We start from the raw sequence: 22,570 nt of genomic DNA, 5'->3' as shown, positions 1-22,570 counted from the left end.
CTACTAAGGGTGGCGCCCTGAAATATGTTACTAGTTCCACTGAGGGGCTAATCTTTTATATGGTGTAATCATTCTCGAAGGTGTCAGCATACTGTTTTAGGGAGCGCTGAATCCGACAATCTTATATAGAAGCGATAAAATACCGACCGTAAGGAGGCTCATAATGGCTTACGGAATGGGACAAGGAAATCAGCCTATCATAATTCTTCGCGAAGGTACAGATAGATCAAAGAACAAGGAAGCACAGTTCAACAACATCGCCGCCGCCCGCGCGGTCGCTGACTCTGTCAGGTCGACCCTGGGGCCAAAGGGGATGGACAAGATGCTGGTCGACTCCATGGGCGACGTCGTCATCACCAACGACGGCGTCACCATCCTGAAGGAGATTGACGTTCAGCACCCGGCGGCAAAGATGGTCGTCGAGATCGCCAAGACCCAGGACACTGAGTGCGGCGACGGGACCACCTCCTCGGTAGTAATCGCCGGGGAGCTTTTGAAGAAGGCCGAGGCCTTGGTGGAGCAGAACATTCACCCCACCATCATCGCCAACGGCTACAAGATGGCCGCTGCCGAGGCCATCAAGATTCTGGACACCATAGCTGTGCCCATAACTTCCACGGACACCGAGATGCTGAAGATGGTGGCCATGACCGCCATGACCGGAAAGAGCGTCGGAGGCCAGGGAAAGTTCCTGGCCGAGATCGCGGTAAAGGCCGTCAAGTCCGTGTCCGAGAAGGCTGGCAAGGGCTACACCGTCGACATCGAGAACATCAAGGTGGAGAAGAGGACCGGTGGGTCCATCGCCGAAACCGAGATCATCGAAGGCATAGTCATTGACAAGGAAAGGGTTCACCCCCGCATGGCCTTGCAGGTAAAGAACGCCAAGATCGCCCTGCTCAGTGTCCCCATGGAGGTCAAAAAGACCGAGGTCGACGCCAAGATCCAGATACGCGACCCCTCCCAGATGCAGCGCTTCCTGGACGAGGAAGAGGCCGTCCTGAAGGCCATGGTCGACCAGATAGCCGCCGTTGGCGCCACCGTGGTCTTCTGCCAGAAAGGAGTGGACGACCTGGTCCAGCACTACCTGGCCAAGGCCGGAATATTCGCCGCCCGCAGGCTCAAGGAGTCTGACCTGGAAAAGATCGCCAAGGCCACCGGAGGCACTATCGTCGGCAAGATCGACAACATCTCCAAGGAGGACCTGGGTGTCGCCGCCGTCGTGGAGCAGAGGAAGGTCGGCGAGAACGACATGATATTCATCACCGGTTGCAAGAACCCGAAGGCCATCAGCATCATCGTGCGCGGCGGTACCGAGCACGTGGTGGACGAGGTCGAGAGGTCCCTGCACGACGCCCTGCGCGTGGTCGGCGTGGCCCTGGAGGACGGCAAGATCGTCCCCGGTGCCGGCGCCCCCGAGATAGAGCTGTCCCTGCGCCTGGCGAGCTACGCCTCCACCGTCGGTGGACGTGAGCAGCTGGCCATCGAGGCCTTCGCAACCGCCATGGAGATCATACCCTGGGCCCTGGCCGAGAACGCCGGACTGGACGCCATCGACATGGTCATCCAGTTGAAGTCCGCCCACGAGAAGAAGGGCGCCAACTCCAAGAACATGGGGCTGGACCTGAACGCTGGAAAGCCGGCCGACATGTTGAAGAACAATGTCATCGAGCCCCTGAGAGTCAAGACCCAGGCCGTCAAGTCCGCGGCCGAGGTGGCCAACATGATCCTGAGGATCGACGACGTCATCGCCTCCAAGAAGGGACCCCCGGCACCCCCGGGCGGCATGGACATGGGCGGTATGGGCGGAATGGGCGGTATGGGTGGCATGCCCGGGATGATGTAAGCATCCCATCGCCAGCCAAAACCATTTCCCAGCAATTCTTTTCCTTTTTCTTTTTTTTTTATGATTCCAGGTTCAACAAATTTAATATCCATTTAGTCAATTACATTCTTAATTCAATAGATGGGATGAATCATGAAAAAAATGCTAAGTCCATTGATATGTGCCTTAACCTTTTTGTGTCTCTTGAGCTCCCTGGCCGTTCCTGCGTTGGCATTTACTATCACACCAACTGCGCAAGCACCGGTATGGACCGAGGGGACCCAATGGGCCTTTGGTTCGGAGACGGACGTCGGCGCCTCATACGCGGAGACGCTGGATAACTTTACCAACCTATTGGAAGTGGTTGGAGAGGTCAACGAGCTGAGCTTGAACGGAGGGACTGAGTTCTGGTTACTTTTCGAGGTAACTGAAGCCAACGATACGACGTATGTCCTAAGCATGGACATGGCTGCCAAGGCCTCCCTCGACGCGACCCTGTCGTTCAGCGCTTTGAAAGAAGTGGCTGGAACGTACAACATGTCCGATACACCTGAAAAGGAAGAGGTCACGATCAGCGCCGATGTCAACTTGGACGCCGCACTGGTCGTCAATGCAGATATAACGTTCGATAAGAACACCATGGCCATCAAGTCCGTGGTCACGAACGTCAAGATCACTGCCTCAGCGGATTTCGTAGCTGACAACATACCGAACTCCGATATGGACTGGACCAACATGACCCAGGAATACTCGTATGATGACTACGACGTGAGCGGTGATTTCGAGCTCAACCTGGGCATGGACCTCGCCTTCGACCCTGCCCTGAACCTATGGGACTTCCCTATGGACGTCGGTAATATCTGGAACGTGACCTCGGTGGCCACCCTCAACGGGACCCTGACCGGAAGCCTGGATGTCCAGGGACTGCCCGACGATATGAAGGACAACCTATTCACGGAAGAGTTCTACAATATTACTGGCTTCACTGACTTCCCCATAATCTTCGAGGAGATCCATGGGGTCCTCAACAGCCCGATAGATCAGGGCGTCATAGAGGAGTATGTCACTGACGAGTTCAAGCTCGACATGCGATGCACCGACTACTTCATCCTCAACGACCCATACCTAGGTCAGATAGGCGTCTACGAGATCCAGGTGGGAGAATCTGACTCGCCGGTAAAGTACTACTACTCCCCCGATGTAGGCTTCATGTCCTATTTCGAAATAGACAAGAATGAAATGGACGATGGCGTTGCTACGTACATAAACGGGAACTTGACCACGATGGCAGCGGTCGATCCTGCAGTGGCCGAGGAGCACATTGCGGACATCGCCGATTATCAGTCCAACGTCAATGAAGGCCAGGACGGTATCGCCGGATTCTTCATGGACCCCCCGTACCTCGGGATAATACTAGTCGCCGCGATAGTGGTAGTGGCCGGGGCTGCCGTGTTCCTGATCAAGAGGAAATAGGCCAAGTCCAAACCCCTTTCCAAATCCTTTCCTTATTTTCATTTTTTATAACCAGTAGAGATTGCCGAGGGGTTCGATTAGCAACGTTTATACACTAACAAATTCTAGAACATCCCAGTATTTTTCAGAGGTGTATCGTTGAAAGCATTAATGGTATACGATTCAGTGTCGGCGGTAAAGATGACGGCCAAGGTGGCCCAGGTCATCGTCAGCTCTTTGAAGGACGGAGGGCTGGACGCAACGTTGCTTCCGGTGGGGGACGCCAAACAGACCGCACAGGAGTTCGACTGCCTGATAGTAGGCTCTCCGACCATGGCCTGGGCCCCGACCAAGGCGACCATGGAGTTCTTGGACGGACTGAAGGGGAAACCATTGTCAGGACGGTCCGCAGCCAGCTTCGATACCCAGCTCAAATCGGTGATCAGCGGGAACGCCAACAAGGCCTTGGAGTCCAAGCTTAAGGACCTCGGGATGAACATCGCTCAGCCGGCGTTGCAGGTCTACATCAAAGGGAAAAAGGACGCCTACGAGTTCTCCGAAGGGGAGCTGGATAAGGCCGCCTCTTGGGGGAAGGAACTAGCCATGAAATTGACCGCCAAGGTTTGAGAACCGACCCGCATAGCTCTACGTCGGTTGTCGGTGACCGTCCAGACATCGTTACGCAAGGATTAAACCCTGGACAACAATAGATAATACATGGCCGTCCGTTCGATCAATCCCCGCACCGGTGAGGTCATCAAGGAGTTCACCGCGAGCAGTCCCGAGGACGTACTTTCCAGCATCGTTCGCGGACGTGAGGCGCAGCGAAATTGGATGGCCAAATGGTCCAAGGAGGAGAGGATTGAGGCAGTACTGGAACTGCGCTCTGCCATGCTGTCCATGAAGGACGACCTCATCGCCACCGAGGTGCTGGAAGGCGGCTTTCCGCAGAAGGACGTCATCGGCACCTACAACGGCGTCATCAAGGGGTTCGACCATTATGTCTCCGAGCTTCGCAGCGTTGGGGACTACGACTTCCCTCTGGACCCGGCCGGTTGGCCGGACACCAAGGCCACCATAAACCTCGTCCCTCATGGTATCGTCGGGCAGATTGGTATCTGGAACTATCCTCTGTGGCAGACCATGATCACGGTAATACCAGCATTGCTGGCTGGCAACGCCGTGGTCTTTAAACCCTCGGAACTAACCACCATGACCGGTCTGAAGGTCAAGGAGGCCTTTGACCGAACTTCTATGCCCGGTGATCTATTCCAAACGCTGATCGGCGGACCCGAGGTGGGCAAGGCCATGGTCGCTGCTCCCTTTGACGCCCTGGTCTTCACCGGGGGACGCTCCACTGGATTGGACATAATGCACAATGCTGGGATCAAGCCCATGATAATGGAACTCTCCGGGAACGATGCCGGTATCGTATGCGCCGACGCTGATGTGAAGAGCACCGCCAGAGGAGTGGCCAGCGGAGCGTTCTCCCATGGAGGTCAGGTATGCATCAGAATAAAGAGGCTATATGTGGTCCAAAGCATCGCTAACAGATTCATCATCGAGCTGCTTAGAGTGGTAGCGCGGGTCGACCCAAAGCAGCAGATAGGGCCGCTCATCAGGGAGGAGGCCAGGGCCAGAGTACATGAGAAGGTGCATCGTGCGGTCATGAACGGCTGCGAGCTATTGACCGGAGGGGAGAACATTCCCGGCCTGGGATACTACTTCGAACCTACCGTGCTCAAGGTCACCGACGATTCATTGGAAATAATTAGGGAAGAGACCTTTGGTCCGGTGCTCCCGATACGGGTGGTCAAGGATGAGGAAGAGGCCATCAGGCTGGCGAACGACAGTGATTATGGCCTTGGCGCCACTATCTGGACGTCCGATCTGGTCAAAGGAGAGGCGTTGGCTCGTAGATTGGAGGCCGGCAACGTCTGGATAAATGAGTATGGGCGCACCATCAATTGCGGGGAACTTTTCCAGGGATGGAAATGCAGTGGCATAGCTAGCACGAACCGTCGCATAACCATGTTCATGAAGAAGAGGACGATCGTGGACCATCGGTCGACGCAGGCCCGAGCCCACTGGTTTACTTAGGGTTTATCAGAAAAAATGTTGAACGCAGGGACAATGATCCGACCCCTGATAAAATCGGTCAAACCATCTCCGCGGACATGTAAACATTGATCATCGCGTCAAAGCTGATCTTACTGTCCCACCCAGAATGCTGGAAGACATCCATAAACCCCACTCCCACTATCAAGGGTTTTCTAAGGACCTTAGATATGAAGGAATTGACCTCCTCAACCGGGCATCCGAACTTTGGAATCGCCAGTCCTCCAAGCACCACAATGACGCTCGTTACAGAAAGATCGACCTTTCCTTTACTGACCTGGTAACCCACGCCTTCCACCCATGTCATCGGGCTGCATTTGTCCCATATCGCCTTAGGGCTAAAGCAGAAGGACATCTTCCTGTCCCTTACAGCATAGGCAAGCAATTGCGCGAACGGAGAGCAGACCGCCTCCGAGCCTAGGAAAACGACCAGACCACCATTCGGCGCTGCGGTTATGGATTCCCGAAATAGTTTGGTCAATCCCGTAATACCTTCGACCTTTGCCATGTAGGATTGAATGCCTCGAAGTAATTTAGTATTTTCGATTTTAATAATAAAAATTGATTATAATGCTATATTTATTCTAATGATTTAGCAACAAGATAATCATTATTAGATTTTGGATATAATATATACATAAAATATAATAAATATAATGCATATAATAATATAAATATATGCAATTAGTTTAGTATGTTGTTTAACATATGATAATAATTTAATAATAATTTTTCAAGAAAGCAATTCGAACGATCTTGTTTTAATAATTCTTAACTATTTTATCATGTATAGCTATATGTTTAATTAAATAAATGAATAACGATGTGTATTAGTTTTTGTCAGACAAATGTCGGCTTATATATATTTAATAAAGCTATTATGATGTGATTCCGCGGTCAAATGTCAGACAATGAGCATCTCAGGGCAGCGATCTATGTCCGTGTTTCAACGGAGGACCAGGCCAGAGAAGGCTACAGCATCCCTGCTCAGCTCAAACGGCTTCGCTCCTACTGCCTGGCCAGGGGATGGACGGTATTCTATGAGTATGTTGACGATGGATACAGCGGTAGGAGCGCTGAGCGCCCTAACTACAAGAAAATGATGCATGAAAAGGATCACTGGGACGTTCTGGTGGTCCTTAAGATGGACCGTATCCACCGCAACAGTCGGAATTTCGCCATGATGATGGATTTCCTGCGATCCTGGAACAAGGAATTCAACTCCATGCAGGAGAGCTTCGATACTACTACCGCCATTGGCAGGTTCGTAATGGACATCATCCAGCGCATCGCCCAGCTGGAGAGCGAGCAGATCGGTGAGAGAGTCAAGGTGGGCATGACCCAGAAGGCCAAAGAAGGGAAGGGCCATCTAGGCAGCCCAGAACCATATGGATATCACTATCAGAATGGTGAACTGGTGATCGAAGAACAGGAGGCTCAGGCCGTCGTTAGTATGTTCAGGATGGCTACTGGCCTATCTTCGCTCAATCAGATATGCGAAGCCTTAGATTCTCAAGGCGTGGAGACAAAGAACGGTGGCATCTGGCAAAGGGCCACGGTCCATGGCATCCTCACCAATCGCATCTACCTTGGAAAACTGATATGGGAAGGATTCGAACAGGCCGCCCCTCAATTGAAGATCATCGAGCCAGAGCTCTACGATGAAGTTCAGGAGCTCATCGCCTCTCGCATCAAATCGAAGAAAGGTCCTAAGAGGATCTCTCCTAAAACCCTGTTCAGGAGCGAGGCCCATGCCTAGGGTGGCCATCTATACCAGGGTCTCCACCGAGGACCAGGCCAAAGAAGGTTATTCCCTGGCTGCCCAGAAGGAGAGGCTGGAAGCATATTGCGAAGCGCAAGGCTGGGACATCGCTGGATATTATATCGACGATGGTCACTCTGGCCGCAATACCCGCCGACCAGCATATCATAGGATGATGGAAGAGCGGGAGAAGTGGGACATAATCCTGGTCCTTAAGATGGACCGTATCCACCGCAATTCCAAGAACTTCATGACCATGATGGAGAACCTCGAGAAGTGGGGGAAGAAGTTCAGCAGCATGAACGAATCCCTGGACACCTCGAACGCGGTCGGTCGTTTCGTAGTTGATATCATCCAACGCATCGCCCAGCTGGAGAGCGAACAGATCGGTGAACGAACGTACATGGGAATGAGGCAGAAGGCCGAATCTGGCCAGGGACTTCTTGGTTTCCGCGTACCTTACGGTTATCATTTGCAGAATGGTGAGCTGGTCCAGAATGAGGAAGAGGCTCCAGTTGTACGTTCAATTTACGATCAATATCTATCTGGGCGGACCATGGACCTGATCGCCTGGGGCTTGAACAAGGACGATATCGGAACTAAGAGCGACAATCACTGGACGGTCTGGTCGATTAGTCGTATCTTGCACAATCCGGTGTATGCCGGGCATCGCAGATGGGATGATCTGGTGGTCCGTTCGATGCACGCCCCCATAATATCCAGTTTCACATTCAATCAAGTACAAGAGAAGATTGCCTCAAGGGTAAAAGATAAGAGACATAGGACGGTCTGTCTACTGCCAGATGATTTGCTGGGAAAAGACGAAACCGTCGAGGCGTCTTAATCGTCTTCGATGTCTGAAATCTTAAAAATTTTAAATAAAATTGATTAGCCAGATATCGCCAATATTATAAAATATAAAATAAATGCTACTCAAATTATTAGGAAGTAGTAATGGTGCTTACATATATTTAATAATTATGTAGTCTTAATCCAGTTGACTCGATGAATGGCCATATTGTTCTTAACGGCCTATAGTAATTCAAGTAAACAGTCCTAAACGAATAAAGTATATATTATCGACTCCCGCAGATACTATAACAGGATTGTTGAATCAATCCAAGGGACAACACAGAGGGGAGAGGGGATCGAAATGGGAGAGTTAGTGCGTTGCCTTGGAATTGACCGTCGTTCTCTTAGAACGTTCATTCCAGCAAGCAATAAGCCTCACCCTTTCTTATGTCCATAAATGGAGAAATAAAAATGGCAGAAGAAAGCAACGTACACATCAAGCTAGCGGGAGCTGAGGTACTGGGTTTGTTCCTGGTCAGTATGATCGCTATCTTGGTCGGCATGTATGGGTTAAGCGTATTCGATGGTTTGGGGGTGATCCTGGGTGTCGCGGCAGTCGTCGGCACGGGTCTATTCCTTTGCACCATCGTTGCCTACCTGAACGAGAACATACTGGTATCATCCGCCTTTGGTCTTTTCTCAATATTCCTGTTGGGATTTGTCGGAATGGCCAGCGGTGGAGATGCCATGGCAGCGGAGATATACACGATCTTCTTCGGGCTCGGCCTGTTGATGGTCGGTATCGTAGCCTTCGCCCAGCCGGTCAAGATACTGCCCATATTCCTGGTCATCGCTGCCCTGGCATTCATATGCCTGGGGCTGTGGTTCGACCCGGACATGGCCGATGACATGAGGGCTATCGTTGGAATCCTATGGACCGTCGCCAGCCTTATGGCGCTCTACATGGCAACTGCGATCGCCTTCCTGGTGGTCAAGGGCAAGCCGGTCCTGCCGCTGCTCATAAAGGCCTAAGCGGGACAAGCGACCAAACATCTCAAACCCTTTCCTTCTTATCTATTTTTAAAAAATCAAAATATTATAATCTCGTTTAATCAAGTTCCAATCGAGAGCGATCGATATCGAATCTTTTTCATGGCGCAACGCACAGCACTAACCTAATGAAAATGCGCATCAAGGTTCGTGTTTTCGATAATACTGTTTTTCGATGAGGATTGAGGGAGTAAAACCGGTTTTAGACCATATCCAAGTTGATGTTAGGGAGTCCGTCGCTTACAAATATGGATGGGTTTGTACAATAAACTATTAAAATTATTATAATTCATAATAGTGTTAAAATTAATAAAATAAATAATGTTATATCTATCATTAAAAATATGTAAAATATTAATATGATATAAATTATTAAGATTATCTATAGCAATAGTATTATGGTGATTGACTTGTCAGATAGCAAGACCACGATTCAAGTGACCGAAGCGACGCGAGACCGGCTCTACAAATTGAAGTTCCGTCAAACGTATGATCAATTCCTGAACGAGCTATGTGATTTATTCGAAGAACGAGAGAAAAACAGCTCCAGTGAGGACTAAAATCATTAATTAATACATAATGATAAAAAAATAATACAAGTATAGGTACAATATTTAATAAATTAATATCAACATATAACTAACAATAACATGCATAGTTTGAGGTCGTGTTCTTTGAAGCATGTTTTATAAATGAGAAGCTTCCATGGAAATTCCAGTGATATACTATGAAGGCAAGTATTGAAAAAGCTTTAAATGACCAGATAAACGCAGAATTGTATTCCGCCTATCTTTACAAGGCGATGGAGATGTACTTTCACTCGGTGGACCTGTCGGGCATGGCTAACTGGATGAAGGTTCAGACAGAGGAGGAGATGGCCCACGCCGAGGGCATGATCCAGTACATCAACGCTCGGGGCGGAAGGGTAATACTGACGGCAATTGACATGCCCAAGAAGGATTGGAAGTCCGCGGCCGAGGTCTTCTCCGACGCCTACGACCACGAAGCTAAGGTCGTGACCGTAAGGATTCATAAATTGGTTGATTTGGCCATCAAGGAGAAGGACCACGCTTTCAACCAGTTCTTGCAATGGTATGTGGCCGAGCAGGTCGAGGAAGAGGACAACACCAGCACCCTGACCAGGAAGCTCAAGAAGATTGGAGACAACATGCCCGCATTGATGCAGGTGGATGGTCAACTGGCAACTAGGGTGTTCGTTGCCCCAGCAATACCCGGAACCACCGTTGGAACTCCTTGAAAAAAACTAAAATATGCAGGGGGGTCCCTGCATTAAATTATTTTATTTAAGGAACTAGTACTTTATCGATTACCTGGATGTAGCCGTTCCGGCATTTTATATTGCCGCGAATGATCCTGGCACCTCCGACCTTCAATAAGCCTTTTACATCGACGGCCAGCTCCTTCTGGTCCTTCATCGCCACCGTAGGCTTAGCAGCTATCTCATCATAGGATAGACCTGTTCCATCCACGATGTGGTGAGCCAGAACGGCCTTCAGCTTCTCCTTGTCCTTCAGCAACCCCTCGACAGTTCCATCAGGAAGGTCGATGAACGCGGAGTTGTTCGGGGCGAAAACGGTGAACGGACCTTTCTTACCCAGAACATCAACCAGGCCTGCTGCTTTGGCTGCCGCGACCAAGGTCTTGTAGTCGTCGTCGGCTGCTAATGTTTCTGCGATCGTTTTCAGGTTCGGATCTGCTACCCAGGAACCTTTTTTCTTGAATATGTCGAAGAATCCCATAAAATCCCTGGACCGCATTTAACTTCTGCCTTAATAAAACCATACTATTAACATTAGAAAAAGCAATCCATAAAAATTAAGTTATATAAATTTAAATGTGGGTCGACCAACAACATTTTATCAAATCACAATAAATATATATAGAAGGCGGAAACCGGAGTTCCAATATTCGACCCAAAACATAATGAAATGTATTCTTATTAATTAGTAAAGTAATATACGCAACTACATAAAATATAATATGTAATTATAAATGAATAATATCGTAATCAGATATAATAATAGAAAATCCATCATTCAATTCAAATATGTTAATGACGATATATTTGTCAACTTTATTAAACGGAGGGAAATGGGATGCAAAAGAAACAGCTGATAGCATCAGCAGTAGCATTGTTACTATTGATGCCCATCTTCATAAGTCTGTTCTTTGTCGGAGGAGTCGCTGCGGCGCCGACTCTTACATTGGATGAGACCTCATGGACAAAAGGGGTCATCGACAGTGATTCAGATGTCAGTTACGATTTGAGCCAAGCAATCGATTCGAACGGTTATCTCCACGTGAGCTATTATAATACCGTGGGAACGGATCTCATGTACGCTACTAACAGCAACGGCGAATGGGAGACCAAGATCGTCGATGATGTTGGCAACGTTGGCAGATTCAATTCTATCGCCGTCGACGAATCAGGTGGCGTTCACATCAGCTATTACGACTGGACCAACCAGAATCTTAATTATGCTACCTGGGATGGCGATTCGTGGGTCATATCCATCGTCGACTCCATTGGTGTCGTTGGTGAATACAACTCGATAGTCTGTAGCTCCGGTGATATATTCATAACGTATCTGGACTATTCGAACCACGATCTGAAAGTCGCAATTAACACCGGGGACGGATGGAACACTGCCGTAGTGGCAGAATCCGTAGGTTTCGGTAGCAGCCTGGTAATGAATAGTGGTGTTCTCGGAGTTGTGTTCACCTCTTCGGACCATAAATTAATGTATGCTTATGGAAACGGGACGGATTGGTCGACAGAAACCGTTGACGACAGTTCATTATTCGGGAGCGATATGGCTATCGACGTCGTTGATGGAAAATCCTGCGTGGCCTATTATGACGATGTGTCCCACGAGCTCAAGTTCGCTGTTCGCGGAACGACTGGAATATGGGCTGATGAAATTGTCGATAACACCACCGATGTTCGGAACGGACCTTCACTAGATGTCGATTCCAATGGTGTCGTCCATATAAGCTACTATGATTTTGTCAACGGGTATCTTTGCTATGCCGTTCTAGACGGTGATTGGAACTGCTCGATCTTGGATGATAGTGGTGGTATGTCCAGCGCCATGGTCTCTGATTACAATGATAAGCAACACATAGTCTATATTGACCAGGCCGGTTCAACTTCTCAACTGACATATATCACGAACTCCGGGGCTATATGGGTATCCGAGACCGTTGATGAATCTGGGAGCGCCGTAAAGACGAGTTCGATAGTTGTCGATCCCCAGGGAAATGTCCACATAGCCTATTATGACACATATCTCGAAGAGAACACCACACATGGGAGATTGAACTATGCGTTCAGCGACGGAAATGGATGGATTGTGGAGACAGTCGATAATTCGACGGTCATGGTGGGTCAAAATCCCTATCTGGCGCTAGATTCCAATGGCAAGGCCCATATCTGTTATTATGATGCGACCTCAAAGAACCTGAAGTATGCCACGAACGAAAACGGGAACTGGATAAACGAGACCCTGGTCGAGTCCGGTGACGTCGGCATGTTTAGTGCGATGGTGATCGATTCGAACGGATCACTGTTCATCGCCTACACAAACGAAGGCTCTGGTGCTCTGAAGTACGTCAACTACACAAGTGGTGATTTAAACATAGGTACCATCGATTCAGGGCTCACCGCCATGACTCAGATATCCATGTCGCTCGACTCCAATGACAGAGTGCATGTGGCTTACTATCGCAACGGCGCGCTCGTCCATAGTGTACTTACCGGTACTCTCTGGAACCCTGAGGAAATCGAATCGTCCAATCAGCTGGGCAGGGGTATATCCATGTTCATCGATGGGCAGGACAAGGTGTACATAACTTACTACAACACCTTCTCTAAAGCTCTGAAATACGTGAACAATGTCAATGGCACTTGGAACGCTACCTTCATCGAGGTCAGCGCAGGCGTAGACAGTGCTATAGCCGTAGATGAGAACGGTGATGAGCATATCGCCTACGTAGACAACAACGGAATCCTCAAGCTTGCGGAAATGAGGAACGGTATCTGGATGTTCCAGAAGGTCGACCTGAGCGGCTGTGGAGACCAGATATCCATGGTCATGGACCAACAGAATCGCGTTCACATAAGCTACTATGATCCAGACACCATGGAGCTGAAGTACGCATCCTCGCTGGTCGTGCCAACCGCCCCGCAGAACTTCACGGTCGATGTGGACGACGGATTGCTGACCCTGAACTGGCTGCCCCCGCAGAGCGACGGCGGTTCCAACATAACCGAGTACCGGATATTCCGGGCCCCTGCCGGCACCTCTGACTTCGAACTGCTGGCCACGGTCAGCGCAGACAGCGCGTTCTATGTTGACTCAGGGCTGACCAACGGCGTTTCCTTCGATTACCGCATCAGGGCGGTCAACTCCGAAGGAAGCAGCCAATACGCCTCGGTGACCGGAACTCCTTGCACTCTGCCAGGAGCGCCTGACCTGGGAGCTTCCGGGCGCGACAAGTCGGTGAAGCTCAGCTGGGACGAACCCAGCAACGGTGGAGCGGCGATAGACCATTACAACATATACCGCAAGAACGCCACCGGGTATTGGATCCTGATCGCCACCGTCGACGGCAATGAGACCGAGTACACCGACACTGGACTGGAGAACGGTGTGGAGTATTCCTACAAGGTCACCGCGGTCAATCCGGCCGGAGAGGGCCCGGAAAGCAACGCGGCCACCGCCACAGCCAACCCCAGCAACGATCTGATGATTATGATAATCGTGGTCGTCATCGTGATCGCCGCCGTCGGGGTCGGAGCCTTCATACTGTACAAGAGGAGGCCCAAGGCCTAAGAACGAGGGTTCCCACCCTCCCTTTTTTTTCTTTATTTTTAATCCTCTATACCTCACTTTTATAAGCCAAGTGGTCATTGAGAAGCTTGATGGGTGACGATTGGACCGAGCTGTACCGGCCGAAAAAGCTGTCGGAAGTGGTCGGCAATCCCAAGGTGATCAAGGAGCTGCAGCAGTGGGCCATATCCTGGGAGGAAGGTCACCCTTCGCAGAAGGCCGCGGTGCTAATGGGACCACCTGGCGTTGGCAAGACCAGCGCGGCCCTGGCCCTGGCCAACGACTTCAGCTGGGGGGTGGTAGAGATGAACGCCTCCGACCAAAGGAACGCCGAGGCCATAAAGAAGATAGCCGGACGCGGCTCCCGTTCGGAAACGTTCAACGACGACGGCGAGTTCCTTTCCAGCAAGGACGGTCATCTCAAGCTGATCATACTGGACGAAGCGGACAGCATCTTCGGCGGGGTGGACACCGGGGGAGTGCCGGCCATAGCTGACCTGGTGGCCAACACCAGGCAGCCGGTCATCCTGATCGTCAATGATTTCTACGAGCTGAGCCGGAAGAGCGCGGCGATCAAGAATAACACCCTGCAGCTGAAGGTCAGTAAGGTGCAAGGAAACACAATGCGCAACGTGCTACGCAAGATCGCCCTGGACCAGGGGATCGAGGTGCCGCAGCGGGTCTTCGAGACCATCATCGAGAATTCCAATGGGGACATGCGGGCGGCGGTGCGGGACCTGCAGGCCGTGGCCGAAGGCAACCTCAACATCGGCGACGACGACGCCTTCGTGCTGCAGAGCCGCATGTCGGTCAAGAGCATGTACGACCTGATGCGGGACATCCTTCACGAGGGGGACGTCAACCGAGCAAAGCGCACCATTATGGACGTGGACGAGACGCCTGAACATGTCATGATGTGGCTGGACGAGAACGTACCGCAGGAGTACAAGCAGCCCGAGGACCTGGAACGGGCCTACAGGCACTTGTCCCGGGCCGACATCTTCCTTAAATGGACCGGCCGGCGCCAATACTATCGTCTGTGGGCCTACGCCAGCGATCACCTGTCCGTGGGCGTCACCTCTTCCAAGTCCCGCCCCAGCCGGAGCTGGGTGCAGTACCGCTTCCCCATGTACATAATGAAGATGTCCCGCAGCAAGGCCACGCGCGGAATGAAGACCGGCATCGCCCGCAAGATATCCGAATGCACCCACACCTCCACCCGCCGCTCGGCCCAGGACGTGCTTCCATACTTCACCGCCATCTTCCGGGCCGATAAAGAGTATCGATTGGCCATGATCAAGGAGATGAAGCTAGACACGGAAGAGGTCGCCTTCATACTGGACAAGAAGGTGGACTCGGCCGAGGTCAAGCACCTGATGGCCGAGGCGGAAAAGCTCCGTGGGGTAAGTGAACCAGCAACAGGAAAGGCCACAACGGCCGAGCCTCCCGAAGAGGAGAAGAAACCGGAAAAACGGCCGGAGCCTAAGGGCAAGCAGAGCTCCCTTTTCGAATACAGCGGGTGAGCGCATGAAGGACGACCTGCGGGAGATACTGCAGAAGCAGCAGTACCGACTGTGCGGGGACCATGCCGGGGTCAAGCTGTGCCACTGGATGAAGCAGAGCCTGCTGAAGGGGCGCACCTGCTACAAGCAGGACTTCTATGGCATTCGTTCGCATCGCTGCCTGCAGATGACCCCGGTGGTGAACGATTGCACGCACAACTGCCTCTTCTGCTGGCGGGTGCGCGGCTTCGAATCGTCGGTGAGCAAATGGCAAGAACCAGAGGTGGTGCTGGACACCTGCATCGAAGGGCAAAGGCAGCTGGTCACCGGGTTCAAGGGGGACCCTCGCTGCTCGCCGGTTATGTGGGAGGAGGCCAGACAGCCTAAGCAGGTAGCGATCTCTTTGGCCGGCGAACCTACCATGTACCCATACCTGGGCGACTTCATCGAGCTCTGCCACCGGCGGGGCATGACCACCTTCCTGGTCACCAACGGGACGTTCCCGGAGGTGCTGGAGAACTTGAGCACGCTGCCTACCCAGCTGTACGTCACCTTAGCCGCCCCCAACGAGGACATCTACCGGAACCTGTGCGTTCCGCGCATCCCGGACGGATGGCAGCGGCTTAGAAGAACGCTCGAGCTACTGCCGTCCCTGAGCACCAGGACGGTGATCAGGCACACCCTGGTCAAGGACTGGAACCTGGGCTGGGAGAAGGAATACGCCCAGCTGGACCGCCTGGCCGACCCGACCTTCGTGGAACCCAAGGGCTTTGTTTTCGTAGGAGACTCCCGCCGACGCATGTCCATGGACAACATGCCCTCGCACGCCGAAGTACTGGAGTTCGGAAGGCGGGTGGCCGAGGAGCTGGGCATCGTTCTATTGAAAGAGAAGTCTGACAGCCGCGTGGCCGTGTTCGGCGAGGCGGGGACGGACACTAAGATACCAGGCTTGGATTAGGGTCAGAGCGGGTGTCGGTCCAGGAACCCGAGGACCTGCGGGCAGCACTTGTCCGCGGGCAGGATGTGACCTGCCCCGGGCACCCATTCGACCTCTGCCCCTTCGATCCTGTTCATAAGTTCGACCGCGAAGTGCGGCGCCACCATGATGTCCTCGTCCCCGTGCAATATCAGGGTGGGAGAAGTGATGCCGCAAAGACGTTCGTGACTGTCGAAAAGGTCCAAGGCCAGTTTCTGGGCCCTGAATCCCTCCGCAGCCCTTTTTCCGTTGCCGTTCTGGCGGCGCTGGGCCGGTTTGGCCAAGGCCAACCGGCGAAAATAGTCCTCTGGCAGGCACCAGGACTGCATTAGCTCCATCAGCGAGTCGAAGGTGGCCCCTTCGTCCACGGTACGGATCATGGTGTCGATGGCGAAGGCCGAGCGCTCCGGCCGGCGGGCGTAGGTGGACATGAGCACTAGAGAGCCGACCCTGTCACGGTGATTTATGGCAATCTCCTGGGCCACGTTGCCGCCCATGGACCATCCCAGAACATGGGAACGTTCCACGTTCAAGGAGTCCAAGAGCTGTACGATGTCGTCGGCCAGGGTGCTCATGGTAAAGAGCGAGGAAGGATATTCCGTCTCCCCAGCCCCGCGGTTGTCCAGGACGATGATCTGGTGCTTCCGGCTCAGCTGCGGGACGTACTTCTTCCAGAAGGATATCTCGCCCCCCAGCCCGGTGATGAGGACCAGCGGGTCCCCTTCCCCGTGAACCTCGTAATTGAGGCGAACGTCCCCTAGGTCGGCCTTAGGCATCGGACGGCGGGATTGGAATCCCTATATATTTCTCTATTCCAAGGACTCCGGCGGCGTCCGGGTCAATGGGACCATATGGATGCCGCAACCATTATTTTATCAGGGCAAACCCGGGGCAGAGCCAGTCCATACAGACCATCGGTCAGTCAGGGATGTGCGACAGCGCCCGATCGTCCAGTATGTAAACCAGCCTTGGGCCGACCAGGTACACCGGTGCCCGCCCGAAGAAGTCCAGGCGAAAGATGTCGTATACCATCATGGAGTAGTATTCGGACAGGATGGTCTCAAATCCCTCCCATATCTCGAACTCCTCGCCAATGATGGAACTTATCTTTTCCGCACCCTGCAACAACTCCTGCAACTTGTCGATGCGGACGTAGAGCAACTTGATGGCCATGCGCCGGCTCATTATGCTCTGGAAGCTTCTCATCACCCACATCTGAACCGCGAACACTCCGATGGCCAGAAGCAGATCGTAATTGGTAAAGTCGCCCAAACTGGACAGCAGCGTGACGAAGGTCACCCCCGGCAATATCAACGCTCCGATGAAAAGGGTGGCCGATATCGTGATCATCCCGACTACCGTCAACCTGACCAGGAAGATAGCCGCCCGGCCCCGGGAATGTGCCTTACCCAAACGCAGCTTCCAGGATTTTTCCAGGGTAGAGATTCCCTGGGCCTGGGGGCGCAGGACGTTAACCAGGATATAGAAGAGGAGGATGAGGACGACCTGCCCCGTGATCAGCCAGGTCAGACCGCTGGCCGCTGTATAGGCGGTGAGCAAGAAATAGACCAGGATGGACATTCCCAGGCCCATGATGATGGTGAAGCTGATGGTCAATGGCACCATGCGGCCCAGGAACAGGGTGAGCCCCATCTCCACCGCCAGTTTGCGTTTCTTCAGCAAGAGCTTGAACCCCAGCCACTTATGGTCCGGGCCTGGCCTCATCATGGAGCCTCTCCTTTTCGAGCGGGATTCCTTGGAGGTGGTAGGCAACAGCAGGAAAAGGAAATTGTAGGAGTAAAGGAACAGGCTGACGACGAACCAGATGAAGAGGGCCTTCGGATAGATCAGGATGATGGCGGTCATCAGGAGCAGAAACGCCAGCGGTATCAGGAGCCTTCGGAACTGGTGTGCGTCCTCCTTCCGTATCTTATTCAAAAGGGCCTGCTGGTTGGAAAGCTCCGCGGAGGCTTCCATGGAAAATGTCAGTACCCGGTCGGATAAAGATTGTGAAGGGCAGGCCATGGAGTTCTATGGCGACATGATGAGCCCCATCTAATATAATTTGGTCAGTTAATCCTTTTATTTAGGGGCGAAAAGTCCCGAACAAAAGCCCGAGGGAACGGATCCCAACCCCTCTGCTGACCAGAAGGATGATTATCCCCATGTTCCTTAGTTCTTAGACATGGAGTGGGTCGACGGAACGGTGGTCATCGGCGATTGGAAGGACATCCGGAGGCACAGGTTGCAGCGCCGCCTGGGCATAGACGTCAGCATGAACGCCCGTTCCGTCTTCGACGAGAGTTTTCTATGGATTGGTCGGCGGCCGAACCTGGAGAGGACGATGAAGGCGGCGGACCTGTTGCTCGACCTCTCGAACCGGGAGGTCAAGGTCATGGTGCACTGCTTCCACGGGCGGGACCGCTCTCCCTTCCTGGCCATGGTATACCTGAGCAAGAAACTGGGGATTGGCTACGAGGAAGCTTTCGAGATTGTGCGCAAGGGTCGCCCTCGGGCCAAGTTCCATCCGGAATGGGTGGAGGCGCTGAGGGAGACCGAACGGTAGGGGCTGGGCGGCTTTGAAATATATCCTTCCCTTTTTGGCCATAGAAAAGGATATCTAATCCGTGTTGGGTTAATCGACCTGGGTGTTTTGTTGGGCAAGAAAGAGAAGATGGCCTCGGTCCTGAACCTGGTAGGCGGAAAGCCGGAGAACGTGGAGAAGATCGTGAACGAGATCGACACCTTCTTCGACAATCTGAACGCCGAGCTGGAGGATTGGAAGGTCTCCATGGAGGAGTTCCCCGACGGCACCAGGATATACGCCCGCTTCCAGGTGCTGGTCAAAAAGTAGGTGAGGTCCCTGACCGACGACACGGAAGTCAAGGAGGAAGGTCCCCGGGAAAGGGTGCTGATGTGCGCCGCCGACTGGAAGGACCCCGATTGCAGGACTATCATCGATGAGTTCCACAAGGACGGCCTGGGCTCGGAGATATTGGAGGTGGACCAGGACCTGGCAGGCTTCGAGAAGGCCTGGGGGGACAAGGGGCCGGCCAAGTTCGTCAGCGAATACCACAAGGAGGGCGCTCCGAACCTGGAGAAGTATGGCCTGGGCGATCACGTTCCGACACCCGGACAGGAGGAACGCCCCAAGCGGTCCCCCCTCACCTTCAACCGCACCATAGACCTGGGCACCGCGGAACTGCTGACCTACGCCCTATTCCGGGCGGTATTCGGTTATGGGGTGAACATCCCCATAAAGAAGGAGGGCGTGGTCAACATGGACGTCACAATAAAGGGACGGGACGTGACCATAGATACGCACGAGTTCTATCTCATGGTCCCGGACCTGGTGGTCTGGAAGGTCATCTACTCCCATCAGGGCCAGCCCATCGTAGAGTTCGGGCGGGGAGTGAAGAAGGGCATGAAGGTGTACCGCCTCCGGGCCCTGAAGCTCTTCCTGACCCTGTGGTCCCAGTCCCGCAAGGCGGCCAAGGCCAAGGCGGGGAAGACTGAAGAGAGTGCGGAGGCGAAGGAATGACGCCGGTGCTCGAAGAGCAGAAGGACCAGTTCCGCGACGTGCTTCGTTCCATCCATCTCATCATGGTAGAATCGTTCAAAATGCGCAAGGTCAAGGTGGTGCCGCTGGGGACTGAAGGCTCGCGCCTTTCCATACCCATCAAGGTAGAGGGAGTGGACCTCAACGGGTCTCCGGTGCGCTACTTCGGCAAGATCGTCGGCGGCAGCGACATCATGACCGAGAAGACCATCCAGTTCTTCAAGAACGTCTACCTGCAGATGGAAGGGTGGCAGCCCCTGTTCAACTTCACCCGTTCGGCCCGGGACCTGGCCAAGCACCAGTACGACGTCATGACCCGCATATACGACCTGGGCATACCCACGGCGAAACCGCTAGGCACCTTCGCCCTGCCCGGAGGTTTGTGGCTCTTCGTCTCCGAGTTCCTCGAGGCGGCCTCGGCCTCCTCCAAGAAGGTGACGGAGGCGCAGCTGGACGAGGCCTTCGGGCACCTGCGACTGATGCACAGGAACGGCATCTTCCACGGGGACATCAAACCGGACAACTTCCTCTTCGCCGACAGGGTGTACATAATGGACGTAGGGCATTTCCTGGACAATGCCCCGGACCGGGAAAAACTGGCCTACGACCTAGCTTGTCTGGCCGCCTCGTTCACCGAGCACGCCTCCCCGGAAAAGGTGGTGGAGCTGGCCCGCGACCATTATTCCGCGAGGGACCTGAAGCGGGCCGCTGGCTATCTCGAGCTGATCGACCGCCGCCCGGACTTCAAGCTGACGGCGGAAAAAAAGGAAAGATTGGCCAAGTTGATGGCCTGAGCTCACTCCTTGGGCTTTCTCTTCAGCAGGGCTTTGGCGGCGAACTCCACGCGGACGCCTTCCTTGGACTCCTCCACCGAGAACTTCCACTGCTCGATGTTGGCGTCGAAGTCCTTCAGCAGCTTCTTCAATTCTTGGCCTTTCTCGTTCAGAACAACCGTAACGTCCTTCTCGGGCATGTGTCAGACACCTGTGCCGTAACTATGGCAGCCCGACCTAAATAAACGTTAGGGGTCAGGCCTCCGGCCACAGCTGCGCCGACAGCTCCCGCAGCTTGAACTTCATTATCTTGCCGCTGGCCGTCATGGGGTACTCGTCCAGGAAGTGCACGTATTTGGGAGTCTTGTAGAAGGCTATCTGCCCCCGGCAGTGGTCCTGCACATCCTCCGCGGCGAGGGACGCCCCGGGCTTCAGGATGATGAAGGCCGCTGGCAGCTCCCCGTACTTCTTGGAGGGCACGCCGACCACCTGCACGTCCTTCACCCCCTCGATGTGATGGAGGAAGTCCTCCACCTCCTTGGGGTAGATGTTCTCCCCGCCGCGGATGATCATGTCCTTAAGGCGTCCAGTGACCGCGTAGTACCCGTCCTCGTCCCGTATGCCGATGTCCCCGGAATGCAACCAGCCCTCCTGGTCTATGGCCTTGGCCGTCTCCTCGGGCATCTTGTAGTAACCTTTCATCACGTTGTAGCCGCGGCAGCACAGCTCCCCGTGCTCCCCCGGGCCCATGATCCGGCCGGTCTCCGGGTCAAGGACCGCTATCTCCACCCCGGGCATGGCCTGGCCGACGGTGGAGCACTTCTTGTCCAGGTTCTTCTCGTCGAACCGTGTCTGGGTCATCCCCGGGCTGGTCTCCGTGAGGCCGTAGACGATGGTCACCTCGTTCATGTTCATGCGTTCCACGCACTCCTTCATGGTCTTGACCGGGCAGGGCGACCCGGCCATGATGCCCGTGCGCAGGGTGGAGAAATCGAACTTGCTGAACAGCTTGTGCTCCAGAATAGAGATAAACATGGTGGGTACGCCGTACACCGCGGTGCATCTCTCCTGCACCACGGACATCATGACGTTGACCGGGTCGTACTTCTCGAGTATTACCATGGTAGCGCCGTGGTTCAGGCAGGCCATGATTCCCAGGACGCAGCCGAAACAATGGAAGAGCGGAACGGGAATGCACACCCGGTCCTTCGTGGTAAAGTTCTCGTTCACCCCGACCCAGTAGCCATTGTTGGCAATGTTGTGATGGGTGAGCATGACCCCTTTGGGGAAGCCGGTGGTGCCGGAAGTGTACTGCATGTTCACCACGTCGTGGGGTGAAAGCGATCTCTGCCGTTCCGAGAACTCCTCGCCGCTGACCTGCACGCTCATGGCCAGCAGCTCGTTCCAGGAGTACATGCCGCGGTGCTTCTCCGGCCCCAGGAAGAAGACCTTGCGCAGGGACGGGAAACGATCGGAATGCAAATGGTCACGGGGCTGCTCCTTGAGCTCGGGTATCAGTTCGTACAGCGTTTGGACATAATCAGTGTCCCGATAGCCGTCGATGACGAACACGTACTCGCAATCGGACTGCCTGAGCACGTAGTCTATCTCGGCCGTGCGGTAGTTGATGTTGATGGTGAGCAATATCGCGCCGATCTTGGCCGTGGCGAACTGCAGGGTGACCCAGTGTGGGACGTTGGTTGCCCACAGTGCCACCTTGTCCCCGCGCTTCACTCCGAGGGCCATCAGGCCTTTGGCCGCCTTGTCCACGGTATCCCGGAACTCCGCCCAGGTCTGCCGGTAATCCCGGTCGACGTAGACCACCGCGTCCTGGTCCGGTATGCGCTCCGTCATCTCGTCCAGGATCTGGCCGATGGTGGCGTTCCGAGTAATGTTATCTCTGACCATGAG

21 protein-coding genes are annotated in these 22,570 nt (G+C 53.5%); 15 read left to right on the top strand and 6 right to left on the bottom strand.

What is annotated here, in order from left to right; translation table 11 throughout:
• Window positions 1-163 precede the first annotated feature (163 nt).
• The 4 genes from thsB (at window position 164) to NT131_04280 (ending at window position 5,374) form a co-directional block, all read left to right on the top strand.
• Window positions 164-1,843, top strand: a complete 1,680-nt coding sequence (gene thsB, locus NT131_04295; protein ID MCX6650862.1) for a thermosome subunit beta — start codon at window positions 164-166, stop codon at window positions 1,841-1,843.
• A 183-nt stretch (window positions 1,844-2,026) separates the two neighbouring features.
• Complete coding sequence (locus tag NT131_04290; protein MCX6650861.1) at window positions 2,027-3,295, top strand: hypothetical protein; 1,269 nt, start codon at window positions 2,027-2,029, stop codon at window positions 3,293-3,295.
• A 150-nt stretch (window positions 3,296-3,445) separates the two neighbouring features.
• Entirely contained in the window at window positions 3,446-3,901 is a 456-nt protein-coding gene (locus NT131_04285; protein MCX6650860.1) for a hypothetical protein, read from the top strand.
• 90 nt (window positions 3,902-3,991) lie between these two features.
• Window positions 3,992-5,374, top strand: coding sequence for an aldehyde dehydrogenase family protein (locus NT131_04280; protein ID MCX6650859.1), 1,383 nt, complete (start codon window positions 3,992-3,994; stop codon window positions 5,372-5,374).
• Window positions 5,375-5,432: 58 nt separating this feature from the next.
• Here the strand turns inward: NT131_04280 and NT131_04275 are convergent, their stop codons facing one another.
• On the bottom strand, window positions 5,433-5,900 hold the full coding sequence (locus NT131_04275) for a DUF2124 family protein (GenBank protein ID MCX6650858.1): 468 nt from the start codon (window positions 5,898-5,900) through the stop codon (window positions 5,433-5,435).
• A gap of 393 nt (window positions 5,901-6,293) precedes the next feature.
• Between NT131_04275 and NT131_04270 the strand changes: the two genes are divergently transcribed.
• The 4 genes from NT131_04270 (at window position 6,294) to NT131_04255 (ending at window position 10,254) form a co-directional block, all read left to right on the top strand.
• A complete protein-coding gene (locus NT131_04270) occupies window positions 6,294-7,151 on the top strand; it encodes a recombinase family protein (protein MCX6650857.1) in 858 nt (285 codons plus the stop codon).
• Window positions 7,144-7,998, top strand: a complete 855-nt coding sequence (locus NT131_04265; GenBank protein MCX6650856.1) for a recombinase family protein — start codon at window positions 7,144-7,146, stop codon at window positions 7,996-7,998. Before NT131_04270 ends, NT131_04265 begins: the two co-directional genes overlap by 8 nt.
• A 419-nt stretch (window positions 7,999-8,417) precedes the next feature.
• Entirely contained in the window at window positions 8,418-8,978 is a 561-nt protein-coding gene (locus NT131_04260) for a hypothetical protein (GenBank protein MCX6650855.1), read from the top strand.
• A 745-nt stretch (window positions 8,979-9,723) separates the two neighbouring features.
• Window positions 9,724-10,254, top strand: a complete 531-nt coding sequence (locus NT131_04255) for a ferritin (protein MCX6650854.1) — start codon at window positions 9,724-9,726, stop codon at window positions 10,252-10,254.
• A gap of 46 nt (window positions 10,255-10,300) precedes the next feature.
• Here NT131_04255 and NT131_04250 read toward each other — a convergent pair whose 3' ends face one another.
• Window positions 10,301-10,756: a fasciclin domain-containing protein gene (locus tag NT131_04250; GenBank protein MCX6650853.1), complete on the bottom strand. Its 456-nt coding sequence runs from the start codon at window positions 10,754-10,756 to the stop codon at window positions 10,301-10,303.
• A gap of 579 nt (window positions 10,757-11,335) precedes the next feature.
• Between NT131_04250 and NT131_04245 the strand changes: the two genes are divergently transcribed.
• From NT131_04245 to twy1, 3 genes are all read left to right on the top strand, one after another.
• Window positions 11,336-13,852, top strand: coding sequence for a fibronectin type III domain-containing protein (locus NT131_04245; GenBank protein ID MCX6650852.1), 2,517 nt, complete (start codon window positions 11,336-11,338; stop codon window positions 13,850-13,852).
• An 89-nt stretch (window positions 13,853-13,941) separates the two neighbouring features.
• Window positions 13,942-15,372, top strand: coding sequence for a replication factor C large subunit (locus tag NT131_04240; GenBank protein MCX6650851.1), 1,431 nt, complete (start codon window positions 13,942-13,944; stop codon window positions 15,370-15,372).
• 4 nt (window positions 15,373-15,376) lie between these two features.
• Window positions 15,377-16,309: a 4-demethylwyosine synthase TYW1 gene (gene twy1 / locus NT131_04235; protein MCX6650850.1), complete on the top strand. Its 933-nt coding sequence runs from the start codon at window positions 15,377-15,379 to the stop codon at window positions 16,307-16,309.
• A 2-nt stretch (window positions 16,310-16,311) separates the two neighbouring features.
• Here the strand turns inward: twy1 and NT131_04230 are convergent, their stop codons facing one another.
• Entirely contained in the window at window positions 16,312-17,103 is a 792-nt protein-coding gene (locus tag NT131_04230; protein ID MCX6650849.1) for an alpha/beta fold hydrolase, read from the bottom strand.
• Window positions 17,104-17,245: 142 nt separating this feature from the next.
• Window positions 17,246-18,304, bottom strand: a complete 1,059-nt coding sequence (locus NT131_04225; protein MCX6650848.1) for a hypothetical protein — start codon at window positions 18,302-18,304, stop codon at window positions 17,246-17,248.
• A gap of 208 nt (window positions 18,305-18,512) precedes the next feature.
• Between NT131_04225 and NT131_04220 the strand changes: the two genes are divergently transcribed.
• The 4 genes from NT131_04220 to NT131_04205 all read left to right on the top strand — a co-directional run bounded on the left by NT131_04220 (window position 18,513) and on the right by NT131_04205 (window position 20,680).
• Window positions 18,513-18,893, top strand: a complete 381-nt coding sequence (locus NT131_04220; protein MCX6650847.1) for a dual specificity protein phosphatase — start codon at window positions 18,513-18,515, stop codon at window positions 18,891-18,893.
• Between the two features lie 90 nt (window positions 18,894-18,983).
• Complete coding sequence (locus NT131_04215) at window positions 18,984-19,181, top strand: hypothetical protein (protein ID MCX6650846.1); 198 nt, start codon at window positions 18,984-18,986, stop codon at window positions 19,179-19,181.
• Entirely contained in the window at window positions 19,182-19,868 is a 687-nt protein-coding gene (locus NT131_04210; GenBank protein ID MCX6650845.1) for a hypothetical protein, read from the top strand.
• Window positions 19,865-20,680 (top strand): hypothetical protein, encoded by an 816-nt coding sequence (locus tag NT131_04205; GenBank protein ID MCX6650844.1) that lies wholly within the window; start codon window positions 19,865-19,867, stop codon window positions 20,678-20,680. Before NT131_04210 ends, NT131_04205 begins: the two co-directional genes overlap by 4 nt.
• 2 nt (window positions 20,681-20,682) lie before the next feature.
• Here the strand turns inward: NT131_04205 and NT131_04200 are convergent, their stop codons facing one another.
• Both NT131_04200 and NT131_04195 read right to left on the bottom strand, forming a co-directional pair.
• Entirely contained in the window at window positions 20,683-20,859 is a 177-nt protein-coding gene (locus NT131_04200) for a hypothetical protein (protein ID MCX6650843.1), read from the bottom strand.
• Window positions 20,860-20,914: 55 nt separating this feature from the next.
• Window positions 20,915-22,567, bottom strand: a complete 1,653-nt coding sequence (locus NT131_04195; GenBank protein MCX6650842.1) for an AMP-binding protein — start codon at window positions 22,565-22,567, stop codon at window positions 20,915-20,917.
• Window positions 22,568-22,570 lie beyond the last annotated feature (3 nt).

This window comes from Methanomassiliicoccales archaeon, from assembly GCA_026394395.1.
GTDB lineage: Archaea > Thermoplasmatota > Thermoplasmata > Methanomassiliicoccales > UBA472 > UBA472.
The sequence above is the reverse complement of the archived record's forward strand: the minus strand, read 5'-3'. Positions and strand labels throughout refer to the sequence as shown.

Bases quoted from the DNA above. Each gene is read 5' to 3' on its own strand.
- NT131_04265 (MCX6650856.1), top strand. From the start codon at position 7,144: ATGCCTAGGGTGGCCATCTATACCAGGGTCTCCACCGAGGACCAGGCC.
- NT131_04260 (MCX6650855.1), top strand. From the start codon at position 8,418: ATGGCAGAAGAAAGCAACGTACACATCAAGCTAGCGGGAGCTGAGGTA.
- NT131_04275 (MCX6650858.1), bottom strand. From the start codon at position 5,900: ATGGCAAAGGTCGAAGGTATTACGGGATTGACCAAACTATTTCGGGAA.
- NT131_04205 (MCX6650844.1), top strand. From the start codon at position 19,865: ATGACGCCGGTGCTCGAAGAGCAGAAGGACCAGTTCCGCGACGTGCTT.
- NT131_04195 (MCX6650842.1), bottom strand. From the start codon at position 22,567: ATGGTCAGAGATAACATTACTCGGAACGCCACCATCGGCCAGATCCTG.
- NT131_04255 (MCX6650854.1), top strand. From the start codon at position 9,724: ATGAAGGCAAGTATTGAAAAAGCTTTAAATGACCAGATAAACGCAGAA.
- NT131_04280 (MCX6650859.1), top strand. From the start codon at position 3,992: ATGGCCGTCCGTTCGATCAATCCCCGCACCGGTGAGGTCATCAAGGAG.
- NT131_04285 (MCX6650860.1), top strand. From the start codon at position 3,446: ATGGTATACGATTCAGTGTCGGCGGTAAAGATGACGGCCAAGGTGGCC.
- NT131_04250 (MCX6650853.1), bottom strand. From the start codon at position 10,756: ATGGGATTCTTCGACATATTCAAGAAAAAAGGTTCCTGGGTAGCAGAT.
- NT131_04220 (MCX6650847.1), top strand. From the start codon at position 18,513: ATGGAGTGGGTCGACGGAACGGTGGTCATCGGCGATTGGAAGGACATC.
- NT131_04200 (MCX6650843.1), bottom strand. From the start codon at position 20,859: ATGCCCGAGAAGGACGTTACGGTTGTTCTGAACGAGAAAGGCCAAGAA.
- thsB (MCX6650862.1), top strand. From the start codon at position 164: ATGGCTTACGGAATGGGACAAGGAAATCAGCCTATCATAATTCTTCGC.
- NT131_04270 (MCX6650857.1), top strand. From the start codon at position 6,294: ATGTCAGACAATGAGCATCTCAGGGCAGCGATCTATGTCCGTGTTTCA.
- NT131_04230 (MCX6650849.1), bottom strand. From the start codon at position 17,103: ATGCCTAAGGCCGACCTAGGGGACGTTCGCCTCAATTACGAGGTTCAC.
- NT131_04225 (MCX6650848.1), bottom strand. From the start codon at position 18,304: ATGGAAGCCTCCGCGGAGCTTTCCAACCAGCAGGCCCTTTTGAATAAG.
- twy1 (MCX6650850.1), top strand. From the start codon at position 15,377: ATGAAGGACGACCTGCGGGAGATACTGCAGAAGCAGCAGTACCGACTG.
- NT131_04240 (MCX6650851.1), top strand. From the start codon at position 13,942: ATGGGTGACGATTGGACCGAGCTGTACCGGCCGAAAAAGCTGTCGGAA.